Annotated in this window: 16 protein-coding genes; 5 read left to right on the plus strand and 11 right to left on the minus strand. The window is 64.1% G+C overall.

Annotated elements, in window-relative coordinates; all coding sequences use genetic code 11:
- Nucleotides 1-83: 83 nt before the first annotated feature.
- The gene (locus tag L0U84_RS34495; RefSeq protein WP_233856580.1) at nucleotides 84-224 is read left to right on the plus strand and encodes a hypothetical protein; all 141 of its coding nucleotides are present in this window, start codon (nucleotides 84-86) and stop codon (nucleotides 222-224) included.
- 46 nt (nucleotides 225-270) lie between these two features.
- Nucleotides 271-1,914, plus strand: coding sequence for an NRAMP family divalent metal transporter (locus L0U84_RS34500; protein WP_233856582.1), 1,644 nt, complete (start codon nucleotides 271-273; stop codon nucleotides 1,912-1,914).
- Nucleotides 1,915-2,033: 119 nt separating this feature from the next.
- Here the strand turns inward: L0U84_RS34500 and hpaC are convergent, their stop codons facing one another.
- Complete coding sequence (hpaC, locus tag L0U84_RS34505) at nucleotides 2,034-2,570, minus strand: 4-hydroxyphenylacetate 3-monooxygenase, reductase component (protein WP_233856590.1); 537 nt, start codon at nucleotides 2,568-2,570, stop codon at nucleotides 2,034-2,036.
- Nucleotides 2,571-2,721: 151 nt separating this feature from the next.
- Between hpaC and L0U84_RS34510 the strand changes: the two genes are divergently transcribed.
- On the plus strand, nucleotides 2,722-3,378 hold the full coding sequence (locus tag L0U84_RS34510; RefSeq protein WP_233856592.1) for a response regulator transcription factor: 657 nt from the start codon (nucleotides 2,722-2,724) through the stop codon (nucleotides 3,376-3,378).
- A 28-nt stretch (nucleotides 3,379-3,406) separates the two neighbouring features.
- Here the strand turns inward: L0U84_RS34510 and L0U84_RS34515 are convergent, their stop codons facing one another.
- The 5 genes from L0U84_RS34515 to L0U84_RS34535 are packed head-to-tail and all read right to left on the minus strand — an operon-like array spanning nucleotide 3,407 to nucleotide 7,429.
- Nucleotides 3,407-4,150 carry an SDR family NAD(P)-dependent oxidoreductase gene (locus L0U84_RS34515; RefSeq protein ID WP_233856594.1) on the minus strand — a complete coding sequence of 248 codons (744 nt, stop codon included), beginning with the start codon at nucleotides 4,148-4,150 and terminating at the stop codon, nucleotides 3,407-3,409.
- Between the two features lie 22 nt (nucleotides 4,151-4,172).
- Entirely contained in the window at nucleotides 4,173-5,315 is a 1,143-nt protein-coding gene (locus L0U84_RS34520; protein ID WP_233856596.1) for an amidase, read from the minus strand.
- On the minus strand, nucleotides 5,312-5,854 hold the full coding sequence (locus L0U84_RS34525; RefSeq protein ID WP_233856598.1) for a nuclear transport factor 2 family protein: 543 nt from the start codon (nucleotides 5,852-5,854) through the stop codon (nucleotides 5,312-5,314). The genes L0U84_RS34520 and L0U84_RS34525 overlap by 4 nt, the downstream gene beginning before the upstream one ends.
- Nucleotides 5,847-6,224, minus strand: a complete 378-nt coding sequence (locus tag L0U84_RS34530) for a hypothetical protein (RefSeq protein WP_233856600.1) — start codon at nucleotides 6,222-6,224, stop codon at nucleotides 5,847-5,849. Before L0U84_RS34530 ends, L0U84_RS34525 begins: the two co-directional genes overlap by 8 nt.
- 35 nt (nucleotides 6,225-6,259) lie before the next feature.
- Nucleotides 6,260-7,429, minus strand: coding sequence for an acyl-CoA dehydrogenase family protein (locus L0U84_RS34535; protein WP_233856602.1), 1,170 nt, complete (start codon nucleotides 7,427-7,429; stop codon nucleotides 6,260-6,262).
- A 217-nt stretch (nucleotides 7,430-7,646) separates the two neighbouring features.
- Here L0U84_RS34535 and L0U84_RS34540 point away from each other — a divergent pair, with 217 nt between their 5' ends.
- Nucleotides 7,647-9,122 (plus strand): PAS domain-containing sensor histidine kinase, encoded by a 1,476-nt coding sequence (locus L0U84_RS34540; RefSeq protein WP_233856604.1) that lies wholly within the window; start codon nucleotides 7,647-7,649, stop codon nucleotides 9,120-9,122.
- Nucleotides 9,123-9,135: 13 nt separating this feature from the next.
- On the opposite strand, the gene L0U84_RS34545 is transcribed toward L0U84_RS34540, so the two are convergent.
- The 3 genes from L0U84_RS34545 to L0U84_RS34555 are packed head-to-tail and all read right to left on the minus strand — an operon-like array spanning nucleotide 9,136 to nucleotide 11,300.
- A complete protein-coding gene (locus tag L0U84_RS34545; RefSeq protein WP_233856606.1) occupies nucleotides 9,136-9,510 on the minus strand; it encodes a tautomerase family protein in 375 nt (124 codons plus the stop codon).
- 9 nt (nucleotides 9,511-9,519) lie between these two features.
- Nucleotides 9,520-10,020 carry an aromatic-ring-hydroxylating dioxygenase subunit beta gene (locus L0U84_RS34550; protein WP_233856608.1) on the minus strand — a complete coding sequence of 167 codons (501 nt, stop codon included), beginning with the start codon at nucleotides 10,018-10,020 and terminating at the stop codon, nucleotides 9,520-9,522.
- Complete coding sequence (locus L0U84_RS34555) at nucleotides 10,017-11,300, minus strand: aromatic ring-hydroxylating oxygenase subunit alpha (protein WP_233856610.1); 1,284 nt, start codon at nucleotides 11,298-11,300, stop codon at nucleotides 10,017-10,019. The genes L0U84_RS34550 and L0U84_RS34555 overlap by 4 nt, the downstream gene beginning before the upstream one ends.
- Before the next feature lie 186 nt (nucleotides 11,301-11,486).
- Between L0U84_RS34555 and L0U84_RS34560 the strand changes: the two genes are divergently transcribed.
- Complete coding sequence (locus L0U84_RS34560; RefSeq protein ID WP_233856612.1) at nucleotides 11,487-12,407, plus strand: LysR family transcriptional regulator; 921 nt, start codon at nucleotides 11,487-11,489, stop codon at nucleotides 12,405-12,407.
- Between the two features lie 15 nt (nucleotides 12,408-12,422).
- Here the strand turns inward: L0U84_RS34560 and L0U84_RS34565 are convergent, their stop codons facing one another.
- Nucleotides 12,423-13,391, minus strand: a complete 969-nt coding sequence (locus L0U84_RS34565; RefSeq protein WP_233856614.1) for a PDR/VanB family oxidoreductase — start codon at nucleotides 13,389-13,391, stop codon at nucleotides 12,423-12,425.
- Nucleotides 13,392-13,462: 71 nt separating this feature from the next.
- Complete coding sequence (locus L0U84_RS34570; RefSeq protein WP_233856616.1) at nucleotides 13,463-14,896, minus strand: spinster family MFS transporter; 1,434 nt, start codon at nucleotides 14,894-14,896, stop codon at nucleotides 13,463-13,465.
- Nucleotides 14,897-14,949: the final 53 nt, after the last annotated feature.

Consider the following 14,949-nt stretch of genomic DNA (forward strand, 5'->3'; position numbering starts at 1 on the left):
CCACCGCCGCGCCTGGACATACGCGGCCTCCGTGTCTGCTGGCTTTCCACCAGCGCGTCGAAACCGGCGCACGGAGATCCCTCATGCAATTCGGCCTCCTTCTTTCGAAGTTCCCGCGCGTGCAGGAATCGCGCGCCTTTTACGACGCCCTGCTCGTGCTGCACCCCCGCCAATCGCGTCTGCTCGTCGCCTTCTGGCGTCGCGTGATGTCGCGCGTGGCATAGCGTTTCGCGATCCGACCTTCGACAAATACAACCAGGAGAGAACGACATGTCCACTCCGACGAACATTTCCTCCGCGCGCACCGCCGTGCTCGATTCGGCACACGTTGGCGATATCAAGGGCGCGCTCGGCACGATCGCTCACCATGACATCGCGCCGCGCACCAGCTGGTGGGCGCGCCTGCGCACGCTGCTCGCGATCCTCGGCCCCGGGCTGATCGTGATGGTCGGCGACAACGACGCGGGTGCGTTCGGCACCTACACCCAGGCCGGCCAGAACTACGGCACCACGCTGCTGTGGACCATGCTGTTGCTGGTACCTGTGCTGTTCGTCAATCAGGAGATGGTGTTACGGCTCGGCGCGGTGACGGGCGTCGGCCACGCTCGGCTCATTTTCGAGCGCTTCGGCAAGTTCTGGGGCGCGTTCAGCGTCGTCGATCTGTTCCTGCTGAACGCGCTGACCATCGTGACCGAATTCATCGGCATCACGTTCGTGCTCGACTTCTTCGGCGTCTCGAAGATCGCGGGCGTGTGTATCGCTGCGGCGCTGACGATGGCCGCCGTCAGCACCGGCGACTTCCGCCGCTTCGAACGCTTCGCGGTCGTGTTGTGCGTGTTGAGCCTGCTGCTCGTGCCGGTGCTCGTGTCGATTCATCCGCCGGTCGGCCAGATCGCCCGCGACTTCTTCATTCCGAACTGGCCCGCGCATTCGAAGCTGTCCGACGTGATGCTGCTCGTGATCGGCATCGTCGGCACGACGGTGGCGCCGTGGCAGTTGTTCTTCCAGCAAAGCTATGTGGTCGACAAGCGCATCACGCCGCGCTTCATGAACTACGAAAAGGCCGACCTGTGGATCGGCATCGTGTTCGTGCTGATCGGCGCGGTCGCGATGATCTCGTTCAGCGCGGCGCTGTTCGACGGCCGGCCCGAGTTCGGCAACTTCACGGACGCAGGCGGTGTGATCGCGGGTCTCGAGAAATACGCGGGACGTACTCCCGCGGTGCTGTTCGCAATCGCGCTCTTCGATGCTTGTGTGATCGGCGCGGCGGCCGTGTCGCTATCGACCGCCTATGCGATCGGCGACGTCTTCAAGATCCGCCACTCGCTGCACCGTAGCGTGTCGGATGCGAAGGGCTTCTACGTCGTGTACTTCGCGATCGTCGCAGCCGCCGCGGCATTGGTGCTGATTCCGGGCAGCCCGCTCGGCCTGTTGACCGAAGCGGTGCAGACGCTTGCCGGCGTATTGCTGCCGAGCGCGACCGTGTTCCTGCTGCTGCTGTGCAATGACCGCGCGGTGCTCGGTCCATGGGCCAATTCGAAGAAGCTCAATCTGTTTACCGGCGCGGTGATCTGGGTGCTCGTGATGCTGTCGATCATCCTGACCGCGTCGGTGATCTATCCGGACATCGCGGCGGAAACGATCATTGAAGTCCTTGCGGGCGGCACGTTGCTCGCCGTCGTCGGGTATACGGCGAGTATCGGGATTCGCAAGCTGCGGGGCGAGTCCGCGGAGCCGGCTCCGGTCTATCCGAAAGATGCGCGCAACAATTGGCGCATGCCGCCGCTCGACGAACTGCCTCCGCCCCGTCTGACCCTCGCCAAACGCGTATGGATGGGCGTGCTGCGTGGCTATCTGCTGCTCGCGATCGCCCTCGTGATCGTCAAGGTCGTGCAGATGGCGCTACTGAAGTAGTGCGAATGGTGAGGAGTTCCAGGAGGTCCGGGCAATGGTGAGGCTTTACGGGAGCCGTGTCCGGAGCGACCACGCAAGCGCTGCCGGAGCCTGAGCGGGCCAGCAGCGCTTCGAATCACTCATTGCCCCTTCCACGCGCGCGGCACCCGGTGAAAATTGCGGTCGAAGTAAATCAGACTGTCGCCGTCGGCACGCACGCGAATCCGCGTAGTCTCCACGAACATGACCGAGTGCGAGCCGACCTCCTTCGCTTCCACGATTTTCCCCTGCAAGCTCGCGAGCGCGCCGCGCAGCACCGGCACGTCGTTTTCGCCCTGATCCCAGACAGGCAGCTTGAAGCGATCCTCCATCGAGAGACTGGTCATGCCCGCGAAGTGACGCGCAATACTTTCGAGGCTCGCGGGCAGCACGTTGATGCACACATCGCGGTTTCCGACGAACACCGCGTGCATCGCGCTCGACCGGTTCAGGCAGATCAGCAGCGTCGGCGGCGCATCGGTGACCGAGCACACCGCGCTCGCCGTGATGCCGCAGCAGCCGTGCGGACCGGCCGTGGTGATCACGTTGACCGCGGCGCCGAGGTGCGCCATCGCCTGCCTGAACTGCTGGCGGTTTTCATCGATCCCGGCATCAGCGTGTATTGCTTGGCTCGACATAGTGAAGTCTCCTGTGTTCGGTTGCCGGTCATCGGAAGATGAACCGGTAGTGTTAGCGAGTGCTTTGCGGCCGCTTTCCGGCCAGCTATGATGAAAGCCCTCTGACGATCATTCCCGCGTGCCATTTCCACGCACGCGTCTGCCCATTCCAATGCCGCGAAGCGACCGCCCTGCCGTCACCGATGCCGCCCCCATCGTCTATATCGTCGACGACGACAACGGCATGCGCACGTCGCTCGCGTGGCTGCTCGAATCGGTCGGCATCCGGTCGCAGGGCTTCGTCAGCGCGGCGGATTTCCTGCGCGCCTTCGACCTCAACGTGCCCGGCTGCCTCGTGCTCGACGTCCGCATGCCGGAGGTGAGCGGCTTCGACGTGCAGGAAGAACTGAACCGGCGCGGCGCGACCTTGCCGATCATTTTCGTCAGCGGCCACGGCGACATCCCGATGTCGGTGCGCGCGTTGCAGCACGGCGCAATCGACTTCGTCGAGAAGCCGTACAACTCGCAGCAGATGCTCGAACGTATCCAACGCGCGATGAAACTCGCGTCGCAGCGTCACGCGAAACACATGCGCCAGCTCGAACTGCGCGAGCGGATCAACTCGCTCACGTCGCGCGAGAAGGAAGTGCTGCACGGTTTGATCGAGGGCAAGCCCAGCAAAGTGATTGCGGCGGACCTGTCGATCAGCGTGAAAACCGTCGACGTGCATCGCGCGAGCATCAAGGAGAAGCTCGGCGCTTCGTCGATTCCGACGCTCGTGCGCGGCGTGCTCGAAGTGTGGGGCTCACCGGACGAGCGCACGGAATGACACAGCCGCCGCAGCCTATGCAGACCCATCAGCGCATGTACAGGCCTCCGTTGACGTCCCAGCACGCGCCATTGGCGAAATAGGCGTCGCCGGAAGCGAGCATCACCGCGACGTCGGCGACATACGATGCCGCTCCCAGCTTGCCGACCGGTATTCCTTCGATCACTTTCGCCAGTTTGTCCGCCGGAACGCTCTCGTGAACGATCGGCAAATCGAGCGGCCCCGGCGAGATCGCGTTGACCGTCACGCCGCGCGCGGCGAGATCGCGCGCGAAGACCTTGGTCAGCGTCAACACGCCGCCCTTGGCGGCCGCATAGTGCGCGCCCGTGGCCGAGCCGCCGTTCTGCCCCGCCAGCGACGCGATGTTGACGATGCGGCCCACGCCGCGCTGCGCAAAGTACTGGCCGAATACCTGGCAGCCGAACAGCACGCTGCGCAGATTCACGTTGATGACCTGATCGAACTGCTCGGCGGTGATGTCCATCACGGGCACGACCTTCGAGGCGCCCGCATTGTTGACGAGCGCATCTACCCCACCCCAACGTTCGAGCAGCGCGTCGCGCGCCGCTTCGAAATCCGCCTTGCGCGTGACGTCCAGCCGGATCGCGCAGGCGCTCGAACCGTCGCTGCTCAGTTCATGCGCGAGCGCTTGCGCGGGTTCGATCGCGATATCGGCCAGCGCGACCTTGTAGCCTGCCTCGTGAAAACGACGTGCGAGCACTTCACCAAGTCCGCGCGCGGCGCCCGTCACGAGCGCGATTCTGTTCGACATGTTGCTGACTCCTTGATTGCGTTCAGGCGGGTTGCGCGAGGCGCGCTTCGATATAGGCGGCGAGCGCGCACACCGTTTCGTCGTCGTTCTTGCGACCGATGATCTGCAGGCCCGCCTTCAGCGTCGAGTGCTCGATCGGCACGGGCAGCGTCAACGCCGGATGTCCGCTCAGGTTGAACGGCCGGATCAACGACGACATGCCGATCACCGACGTGCCTGCGCGTGCCGCTTCGAGCGTGATCGGCAATGAGGGCATCGTCGGCAGCACGAGTACGTCGACACGGTCGAGCGCGCGGTCCACTTCGTCGGTAAATGCCTGCCGCACGCGTTCGGCCGCGTCGAGATCGGCGGCGCTGGTGGTCGCGGCTGCACGCAGGCGCGCCTCGATATCGGCGCCGAGCTTGCCGCTTTCCACCAAATGGCCGAATGCGCGCGAGGTCTCCGCGTTGATCACCGCGAGCCCGGCCGTGAATGCGTCTTTCAGGGACGCGAGTTCGATCGGTTGCGCGGCGAGAGTGGTCTTTGCGACAGCCTCCGCGACCGCTTTGGCGATGTCTTCGTCAGCATCGACTGCGACCATGCCGATACGCAGTTGCGAAACGTCGCGATGCGCGTCGTCCGCGCGAAACGAAGGATCGATCGCCGTCATCACGCGAATCAGCGTGTCCATGTCGCGCGTGAACGGCCCAACGCAGTCGAGTGTCGTCACGCGCGGCGCCACGCCGTGCCGCGACACGCGGCCGAACGTCGGCTTCAGGCCGATCACGCCGCAGCATGCGGCGGGGCCGCGAACCGAGCCGCCGGTGTCGGTGCCGAGCGCGGCGTCGACGAGCTTCTGTCCGACCGTCGATGCGGACCCGCTCGACGATCCGCCCGGAATGCGTGTCGCGTCCTGAGGATTGAGCGGTGTGCCGCTAAAGTCGTTGATGCCGGTCATGCCGAACGCGAGTTCGTGCATGTTGGTTTTGCCGGTGATGCGCCAGCCGGCGTCGAGCAAACGCTGCACGACTTCGGCGTGCTCCGGTGCAGGCGGTGCGTCGGCGAGCGCGCGGCTTGACGCTGTCGTCGCGTAGCCGGCGATGTCGATGCTGTCCTTGATCGCGATCGTCGGCGCGTCGGCGTTGTCCGTCGCGCTCAGATTGAAGGTCTGCAGAAATGCGCTCATGCCGAAACTCCCTGGGCCGGGTTGACTTGCCACGGTGCATCGAAAAGACGCTCGGTACGGAAATGCCGGATCAGCCATGTCGCGCCCGCATCGTGAGCGGCGGGCACGAAGTCCACTTCAAGACGTGCCGCGATCAGTTCGGCTTTCGCATCGACATAACCCGAAGCCTGCAACATGATCCAGCGACCCTTCGCCGTATCGCCGTTCACCTCGATGTGCTCCGCGGTCAGAAAGTGCACGTTGGTGGCGAAATGCGGCGTGGGCGGCAGATAACGCTGCAGCATCGCGACGATCTGCGCCGGCCCTTCGAGACGGCCGAACTTGTTCGCGTACTGCGGGCCGATGCCTTCCCAGATCGCATCTTCGGCGAACAGCGCGGCGAGCGCTTCGCCTTCGAGCGCGCGCACCGGCACATCGCACAGCGCCATGTAGCGCGCGATCGTCTTGCGCACCGCGTTCTGCGCTTCGAGCGCCTTGACGCGCGCGAGCAGCGCGTCGATAGCCGCTGCGCTCATCGCATCGGTCATCGCGTCACGCATGGTTGGCGACCGCCGGCGGCACCGTCAGCGCTCGGCCCACGCGCGCCTCGATCTTGCCGTAGCGCCACAGGTTGTAGTCGCCGACCGGCGTCGTCCGATACAGATTGCACACGGCCACCGCGGTATCGAAGTCGGCGACGTCGGCCATGATGTAGAACGTCCACGGCGCGCCATCGGCATTGCCGACCACGAGCCGATCGTCGTCCATCACGCCCAGCACGCGCACGCTTTCCATCGCTTCGATCGCGTTCAGCATCTTGCCGTACGCTTGCCACACTTCGCCGATCTGTTCGCGCGGCAAGTCGAAGAAGTTCTGCGAGACGCCGCAGCAGAACAGCACACGCAAAGGCAGGTTTCGGTTGTCGCTCATGGGAACGTTCCTTGGTTCGATTGATTGAAGAGAGCTCACAGGTAGCCGGGAATCGGCTGCACGCCGACGAACACGGCGCCGGCTCCGTCGTAATTGCCTTCGCCGAGGAAGGCGTGTTGCGTGACCACCATCGCGTCGCGCGCGAGACGTTGCAGCGGATGGTTGCGATAGATCGCCATCGTGCCGCCCAGCCGATACGCGCGGTTCACGACGTCGGCGCCCTGGTGCGCGATCTGCGTGGCCGACAGGCGCAGCAGACTGACCTGATCGGGCGTTACGTCGTTGCCCGCGAGGATCGACTGCCACACGCTGTCGGTCGCTTCGTAGAAGAACGCGCGCGCCGAGCGCAGTTGCGCTTCGGCCTTCGCGAGTTCGATGCGGTAGTACGCACGGTCCGCCAGTTGCGGCGCGCCGGTCGTCGTCTTGCGGCCGCCGGACATCGTGTTGGCGACATCGAGCGCCGCGCGCGCGAGACCCAGATTGACCACCGCCAGCACTTGCGCCGCGTACGCGATGGTCGGATAGCGGTAGAGCGGCTCATCGACGCTCGGCGCGCCACCGCGCACGAAGGTCCAGTCTTCTTCGACGAACTGGTTGGTGACGCGCAGGTCGTGACTGCCGGTGCCTTGCATGCCGACCACGTTCCAGTTCTCGACGATCTCGACCTGCTCGGGTCGGAAGACCGCGGTGCGCGGCTTACCGGGCGCCTCGCCGGCCTTGCCCGTGCCGATGCCGACGCCGAGCCAGTCCGCGCCCTTGCAGCCGCTCGCGAATTTCCACGTACCGTTGACGCGAAAGCCGTTCGCCTCGGGCGCCGCGTTTTGAACCGGAAAGAGACCGCCCGCGAACACCTGATCGGGACCGCTGGCGTAAATCTCAGCCTGAGTCGCGAGCGGCAATGCGGCGAGATACAGGTTGGCCGAGCCGAAGCTCGCGACCCACGCCGCGGAGCCGTCCACGGTCGCGATGCGTTCGATCAGCGCGAGAAATTCGCTGGGCGCGCGCGCATCGCCGCCAAAGCGCTTCGGCGTAGCCGCCCGATAGATGCCCGCGCGCTTGAGCATATCGATCACATCGCGCGGCACGTGCGACAGGCGTTCGAACTCTTCGCGTCTCTTCGCGATTTCGGCGATCGCGTCATCCAGTGCCTGTTCGGTGGATGGGACGAGGTAGTCCTGATTGTTGACAGCGGCGGCGAGCGACATGGACGTCTCCGTATCCTGTGACATCGATTAGTAAGTGGACGCGTGCTGCTTGCACACGGTGAAGCCAGTCTAGAAACGCCAAAAAACTGGAACAATTGGGAAGAGATGACGCGGCTTAGGCAAATCTCCCCATGCAGGTAAGGATTTCTTTAGCGATGCGTCGCAAAACCGGTGGTATGGTTGACGCCGTCGGCATTTGCGCATTGAACCGTTTCCCATGACCTCGCCCACCGAACATGATTTCCGCGTGCTGCTCGATGCGCTTAATCAATGCGTGCTGCTTCACGACGCGGAGACCAAAGCGATCGTGTGGGCGAATCGCGCCGCCTGCGTCGCGCTCGGCTTTACGCTCGACGAACTGCTGCCGCTGAAGGCGCACGACATGACGCGCAACGACGCACGCTACCGACGCGAAATCGCCGTCGACGCAATGGACCGTTCGGCTCAACAGGGACCACAAGCGTATGAGTGGTGCTATCGCTCCCGCACGGGCGTCGACATGCTGTCCGAGGCGATTGCGACGTATGTGCCGCTGAGCGGGCGACCTGTCGTCATGGTGCAGTTTCGCGACATCAGCGAAGAAGAGGCGATGCGCCAGAAGCTGCGCAGCTACGAAACGCGTTTGCGCGAGTACATGCAGGATCTCGACGAAGGCGTCGCGCTGATTACGCGCCGCGGCAAGGTCGCTTATCTGAGCGAGTCCGGACGGCGCGTGCTTGGCGTCGCGTCCGATGCGCCGCTCGGCGTGGCACTCGACTATTGCACGCGCGAGGACCGCGACCGCCTCGCCAGCCAGTTGCGTGACGCGCCACTTGAGCATTCCACCGGCGCGCAGCGTTACCGGATCAAACGGCGCGACGGAGTCGAACGGTGGCTCCGCATTACGTGCCGGCGCGTCGACATCGCCGGTGAACTCAACGGCGTGCTCGTGCACTTTCGCGACGTCAGCGAAGAAGTGGCGTTGGAGGAAACGCGCCGCACTGAAGCGCGCATGCTCGAATACGCGGGACGCTATAACGCCATGGGCGAAATGGCGACCGCGATCGCGCACGAGCTGAGTCAACCGCTCGCGGCGGTGCGCAATTTCATCGAAGGCGCGATCCAGCGCCTGAATCAACCGGATGCGATCGACAGCGCGGTTTGGGGACTGCGCGCCGCGGACCGGCAAGCGGAGCATGCGGCGCTGATCATCAGGAGCGTGCGCGAATTCGTCGGCAAGCGCGAACCTGTCGCGACGGAAGCGGATTTGCGCGACGTGCTTGCGGACGTCGCGTACTTCATCCAACTGCGCGCGCGCGATGAGGGCGTGAGCGTCAACCTCGAACAAGCGACGCAACCGCTGCCGATTCGTTGCGAGCGCGTGCTGATCGGGCAGGTGATTCTGAATCTGGCGTTCAATGCGGTGGATGCGCTGACGGAAACGAAACAGGCCGGCCGTGTGATCACGCTGGCCACGTCGCGCAACGACGACATGGCCGAGCTTCACGTGATCGACAACGGCCCAGGCGTGTCCGACGAGGTGCTCGACCGCCTGTTCGACGGCTTTTCTTCGTCGAAAGCGGCCGGCAACGGCATCGGGCTGTCGTTGTGCAAGAACATCGTTTCCCGCCATGACGGGCGCATCTGGGCGCAGCGCGCGGCAACGGGCGGCCTCGACTGCCGCTTTGCGTTGCCGCTGCTGTCGCAAGCCTGAGCGCATCGCGAAGCTAGCGGCCCAGCGCCCGCGCGGTCTTGCCGCCGAGACCGAAGTCCGTGTTCGGGATGTCCTTGATCATCACGCGCGTGGCAGGCAACGGCACGTCGAGGATCGTGGACATTGCTTCGGATAGCTGCGCAATCAACGCTACCTTCTGGGCGTCAGTGCGCCCCGCAATCAGGATCGCGATTGCGACCGGCAACGCGGCAGGCGTGAGCTTGCCGCCAAGACCGATGTTCGCCGCCGCCAATTCCGACAACAGAATGCGCACGGACTCCGCGGGCGCGCCGATCGCCTGGACGGTCGCATCGGTCAAGCCCTCGATCAGTTGCGCCTTGCGTTCATCCGCGTAGCCTTGCGGCAGATAGACTTCGAGTGTCGGCATGATGATCCGTCAGAGCAGGAAGCCGATCGCGCTCAGCGCATCGGTCGAATCGATCAGGCGGATCACCTTCTCGACGAGACGCGGCTCGCCGCTCGCCATGCTGATCTTGTGCGTCAGATCGGCCGCGAAGATCGTCGGCGTGCCGCGCTTGTACGCGATGATGATCTGCGACGATTTCACTTCGACCATGTCCGCGCTGTCGCTCGCAAGCGTGAAGCGCGACACGGTGCGCACCGTGCGCGCGGCATCCGACGCGGACGCCGAATAGCCGGACGTCATGCGCTGCACGCGCAGCTCGCGCATGTGCTGATCGTCGTACGCGTAGTTCAGCGTTGCTGCGTAGTCGGTCGTGTTCGGATCGATCGGCACCACGTAGTGGCCGGCCGGGTCCCACAACTCGAGCCACTCGCGGTAGTCGCGCCGGTCGAGCAATTCGGCTTCGCGCCAGATGAATTCGATCGCGCGCGCAAAGGTCTGGTGGGAAAAGAGTGCGTTTCTGTCGTCCATCATGCCTGCTCCATCATTGCGCGCCATTGCTTGTAGGCTTCGCGCATGCCGGTTTCATCGGTTGCGTGTGCGGTTTTCTCGCCGTTCGGGGCGGTCGTTTCGCGATTCAGGCCGCGATTGACTAGGATCGGTACGTCCGCTCCCGCATGCGAACCGCGCTGCACGCGCTCCCACGCTTCCGCGTCGTCAGGGCTGCCGAAGCCGAACGGGCCCTGGAAGTGCTCGTGAATGCGCAGGCGCACACGGTTCGCTTCTTCGGGACCGCCGTCCATCCCGAGCGCGACGTGGCGAATCTCCGTTTCCTCGGCGGAAATCGGCCGCAGCACGCGGAAGAACGCCATCGACAGCGCGAGGTTCGGGAACAGGTTCAGGTTGAAGCCGACGCCCATCAGCGAGCGCACGATGCGGCGCACTTCTTCCGGCGTGTGTTTCTGCGCGAGTTGCGCGGCGAGTTCGCTGAAGCGCTCGGGCAGCGGCGCGCCATCGTCCTTGTCGAGATCGACGATCTCGGGCACCAGCACCGCGAGGCTGTGGCCGTTGCCGAGCGAGCGGCAGAATGCCTGGTCGCTCGTCATGAAGCTGGTGATCGCGGCGGCGGTCTCGTCGTCGATCGACTTCATCCACGACTTGTGCACGACCGGAAAGTGGTACAGGTCCGTGGTGTTCTCGAGCTGGATCTTCCAGTTGCCCTTGAACTTGAACTTGTGCTCGCCGTTGGCCTTGATCGGATAGCCCGCGCCCTGCTTCATGAACAGGTCGATCCACGGTTTCGCGCCGCCGAGGAAGTCTTCGAGCGGTTCGATCGTTTCGTTGAAGCTCGCGAAGATCAGGCCTTGATAGACGCCGACACGCAGCTTCTTCAGCGGCAGATCGCCCTTCTCGCACACGCCTTCGTAACCGTCGCCATACGGCAGCGCGCGCAGCGTGCCGTCGAGCGCATACGACCAGCTGTGATACGGGCACGTGAAGCCCTTCGCATTGCCCTTGTGTTCTTCGCACACCGTCGCGCCGCGATGACGGCAGCGGTTTTGCAGCACGTTGACCGCGCCGCTCTTGTCGCGCACGACGATCACCGGCTGGCGGCCGATCGTCGTCGTGATGAAATCGCCGGGCTTCGGCAACTCACTGTCGTGCGCGACCCAGATCCACGTCTTATAGAAAATCCGATCGAGCTCGGCTTCGAACAGCTCGGGATCGTAGTACAGGGAAGGCGCGATGCGATCGGCCTCGGCGCGCTTCGCTAAAGCGCTGGTGTCGATGGTTTGATAGGTGGGCGTACTCATCGTATGCGGGGAAAGTTGCGGGTTGAAATGAAGACGCACCCTTGACGAGTGAAGCCGCGACAAGCCCGCGTGCCACACATCAGCGCATCCTCTCGTTGACATCAGTCTCGCTTTGCGACGATCATGCGTCAAATCGACTAAAAACAGGTTGCCGGATAAGTTCGGTTGATATTACAAGGCTCCCCCATGACTTCCATCGACCACGTCGATCTCAATCTGCTGAGGGTGTTTCAGGCGATCGTCGAAGAGCGCAGCCTGACCAAGGCGGGCGAACGCCTCGCGCTGTCGCAGCCCGCGGTCAGCTATTCGCTCGGCCGTCTGCGCACGATGTTCGACGACCCGCTCTTCATCCGCACGCGCGCGGGCATGCAACCGACGCCCGTCGCGCTCGAACTCGCGGAGATCGTCGGGCACGCGCTCGATACCGTGCGTCAGGCGCTGCGTTACGCGGAACGTTTCGATCCAACGACGAGCACGCGCACGTTTCGTCTGTCGCTATCGGATGCGGGCGAAATGGCGTATCTGCCCGCGCTGTGCGCGGCGCTGCAGAAGTCCGCGCCGCGCGTGAAGCTGGTGGTCGAGCCGTTGCCGGTAGAGGAAATCGAGGAGGCGCTGCGCTCGAGCCGGCTCGACTTCGCGATCGGCAATCTGCCGTCGCTACTGCCGCGCACGCGGCATAGCCTGCTGTTCGAGGAATCGTATGTGTGCATGACGCGCAAGCGCCGCGACCTGCCGAGCGGCGACACGCTGAAGCTCGAACGCTTTCTCGCCGCGTCGCACATCCAGGTGCGCTCGCTCGAACATAGCCACCATGCGCTCGACGACGCGCTGCGCGCGCAAGGCGTCGGCCGCAATATCGCGTTCGCATTGCCGCACTTCGTCGCGGTGCCTGGCGTGCTCGCCGCGACGGATCTGTTCGCGACGCTGCCCGAACGGCTCGCGCATATCCTCAATCGCGGCCACGCGTTCCGGATCTACGCACTGCCCGTGCCGCTGCCGAAGGCCGCCGTGACGATGCACTGGCACGAGCACTTCCACGAAGACGAAGGCATCGCGTGGATGCGCGGCCTCATCACCGAGATCCTCGCGAGCTTCGAGAAGATGTGATTGCGCCGAAGCGAATCAGAGGTCGAGCACGAGCACGGGGGTTCGCGAGCGCGACACGCAGCAGCAGATCACGCTATTGCTCGCGCGCTCGGCCTTGCTCAGGCAGTGATCGCGATGCTCGGGCTCGCCGCTGACCACATCGACCATGCAGGTGCCGCACACGCCTTCGCCGCATGACGTGTCCACTTCGATGCCGATCGACGCGAGCGCGTCGACGATCGACGTCTTCGCATCGACCCGCACCGTCTGACCGCTGCTAGCCAGTTGCACGTCGAAGCTGTCGAGTGACGTCTCGGGCGCGGGTGCCGGCTCCGCCTTGAAGCGTTCCAGATGAATCGACTCCGCGGGCAAGCGCTGCCCAGCGCTGGCGACGACGAGATCCATGAACGGCGACGGACCGCAGGTGTAGACATGCGCGTTCGCGCCTGCATCGCGCAGGCACGCATCGAGCGCGGGCTTCAGCTGGTCGGGCTCTACGCCGAAATGCAGCTTCACGTGCTGTGCGAACGGCTCGCGCGTGAGCAGCGTCATGAACGCCGCGTGCGCTTCGCTGCGGGCGAAGTAGTGCAGCGTGAAGCGCGCCTGCCGCGCGGCGAGCCGATAAGCCATCGACAGCAACGGTGTAATGCCGATGCCCGCGCCGATCAGAATGTGCTCGTCCGCGCTTTCTTCGAGGCGAAAAAGGTTGCGCGGCGCGCCGACCGACAGCTCGGTGCCGACGCTGACCTCTTCATGAAGCGAACGCGAGCCGCCGCGCGATTGCTCTTCCTTCTTCACCGCGAAGATCTGCGAGTCGAGACACTCCGGGTCGCCGCACAACGAATATTGCCGCGTCACGCCCGAAGGACTCGTCACGTCGATATGGGCGCCGGGTTCATAACGCTCGAACGGCAGCCCATCGAGCCGCGAAATGCTGAACGAGCGGACACCGTGCGCTTCTTCGCACAACGCGTCGACGCGGACTTTCAGGGTTGAAGCTTGCATGATTGCCTTCCGATGTGTTGCTGGGGACGATATGCCGAGATTACCGTCACACATCGAATAAACAAAATAGATTAAAAAGCCTTTCCTGCATCAATGCCATTGATGTTACCGGCGAGCGGCGTTGCGGCTTCCGCCATTGCTTGCGTCTGCGCGTTCATGCGCGCCTGCAGCGCCTCTCGTTCGAGGCTCGCGCGAAAGTGCTTGCAGCCGACGAACAGCAGCGCCACCGTCAGCGCGGTTGCGATCGCGTTGACGGCGCTCATCGAATGACCGACGGCGAGCGGCGAGCCGAACACCTTATCCGTGATCAGCGCGACCAATGTGGTGCCGAGACCCAGCCCGATCAGGTTCGACACGAGCAGAAACATCGCGGAAACCTGCGCGCGCATTTGATTCGGCGCAAGCGACTGCATCGCGGCTGCGGAGGTCGCGAGCGGGAACGACGCAAAAAACATCGCGACGACGAACCACGCAAGCGATGAACCGAGGCTCGTGCTGTGCGCAAACGCGACCGCCGGTACGAACATGCACGCCGCGCCAATGCACGCGGCACGCAACGGCGCATCGGCATGGCCGCGATGCAGCAGCCAGTCGCTGAGCCAGCCGCCGCCGAAGACCCCCGCCGTATTGGCGACGAGCAGCACCGCACCGAGCGTGTAGCCGGCTTCGACCGGCGACAGTCCGAAGTGACGCATATAGAACGCGGGGCTCCAGCTCATCAGGCAGTACAGCGTCATCGCGTAGAACGAGAAGCCGAGGTAGTGGCAGAAAAACGTCTTGCGATGCGCGCCGATGAAGCGCAGCGACTCCGCCATCGACACGCTTTTGACATGGCCGCTGCGATCCTGCGCGAGACCTTTGCGCGCGGGATCGCGTACCGTCAGCCGGAAGAGCAGCGCGATCAGCAGACCGGGCAAGCCGACGATCAGAAACGTGATCTGCCACGCGCGCACGTCGCCGACTACAGGCAAGGTGAATGCGCTCGCATGCTTGAGCAAGGCGATCACATAACCGCCCAGCAGAAACGCCACCCCACCGCCGATGAACGAGCCGAGCGAATAGACACCCACCGCGCGGCCCAGCCGCGATTTCGGAAAGAGGTCGGCGAGCATCGAATAGGTTCCGGGCGACAGCGCCGCTTCGCCGACGCCGACGCTCATGCGCGCAAAGAACATCTGCACGAAGTTCTGGCTTATGCCGCACGCGGCTGTCGCGACGCTCCACAACGCGATGCCGCCAGCGATGATGCGCGGCCGCGGGAAGCGGTCTGCGAGATACGCGAGCGGCATGCCCATCACCGCATAAAACAGCGAAAAAGCGAAGCCTTGCAGCAGGCTGAACTGCGTATCGGTCAGTTGCAGATCGCGCTTGATCGGCTCGATCATCAGCGCAATCACCTGTCGATCGACGAATGAAAATATGTAAGCGAGCATGCAGATGATGACGACATACCACTCATAGGTATAGCGCTTACTTTCTGCGGGGGGTGTACTCGGCGCGCTCATCGCGTGTCTCCGGTAAGGGCGTGGAAAAGCATTCGCGCAAGCGGCCGCTTCGC

Source organism: Paraburkholderia sp. HD33-4 (assembly GCF_021390635.1).
Taxonomy (GTDB): domain Bacteria; phylum Pseudomonadota; class Gammaproteobacteria; order Burkholderiales; family Burkholderiaceae; genus Paraburkholderia.

Coding starts and splice junctions, on each gene's coding strand:
- L0U84_RS34520 (WP_233856596.1), bottom strand. CDS start 5,315: ATGAGCGCATTTCTGCAGACCTTCAATCTGAGCGCGACGGACAACGCC.
- L0U84_RS34515 (WP_233856594.1), bottom strand. CDS start 4,150: ATGTCGAACAGAATCGCGCTCGTGACGGGCGCCGCGCGCGGACTTGGT.
- L0U84_RS34500 (WP_233856582.1), top strand. CDS start 271: ATGTCCACTCCGACGAACATTTCCTCCGCGCGCACCGCCGTGCTCGAT.
- L0U84_RS34535 (WP_233856602.1), bottom strand. CDS start 7,429: ATGTCGCTCGCCGCCGCTGTCAACAATCAGGACTACCTCGTCCCATCC.
- L0U84_RS34565 (WP_233856614.1), bottom strand. CDS start 13,391: ATGCAAGCTTCAACCCTGAAAGTCCGCGTCGACGCGTTGTGCGAAGAA.
- L0U84_RS34560 (WP_233856612.1), top strand. CDS start 11,487: ATGACTTCCATCGACCACGTCGATCTCAATCTGCTGAGGGTGTTTCAG.
- L0U84_RS34530 (WP_233856600.1), bottom strand. CDS start 6,224: ATGAGCGACAACCGAAACCTGCCTTTGCGTGTGCTGTTCTGCTGCGGC.
- L0U84_RS34550 (WP_233856608.1), bottom strand. CDS start 10,020: ATGATGGACGACAGAAACGCACTCTTTTCCCACCAGACCTTTGCGCGC.
- L0U84_RS34555 (WP_233856610.1), bottom strand. CDS start 11,300: ATGAGTACGCCCACCTATCAAACCATCGACACCAGCGCTTTAGCGAAG.
- L0U84_RS34525 (WP_233856598.1), bottom strand. CDS start 5,854: ATGCGTGACGCGATGACCGATGCGATGAGCGCAGCGGCTATCGACGCG.
- L0U84_RS34545 (WP_233856606.1), bottom strand. CDS start 9,510: ATGCCGACACTCGAAGTCTATCTGCCGCAAGGCTACGCGGATGAACGC.
- L0U84_RS34540 (WP_233856604.1), top strand. CDS start 7,647: ATGACCTCGCCCACCGAACATGATTTCCGCGTGCTGCTCGATGCGCTT.
- L0U84_RS34570 (WP_233856616.1), bottom strand. CDS start 14,896: ATGAGCGCGCCGAGTACACCCCCCGCAGAAAGTAAGCGCTATACCTAT.
- L0U84_RS34510 (WP_233856592.1), top strand. CDS start 2,722: ATGCCGCGAAGCGACCGCCCTGCCGTCACCGATGCCGCCCCCATCGTC.
- hpaC (WP_233856590.1), bottom strand. CDS start 2,570: ATGTCGAGCCAAGCAATACACGCTGATGCCGGGATCGATGAAAACCGC.
- L0U84_RS34495 (WP_233856580.1), top strand. CDS start 84: ATGCAATTCGGCCTCCTTCTTTCGAAGTTCCCGCGCGTGCAGGAATCG.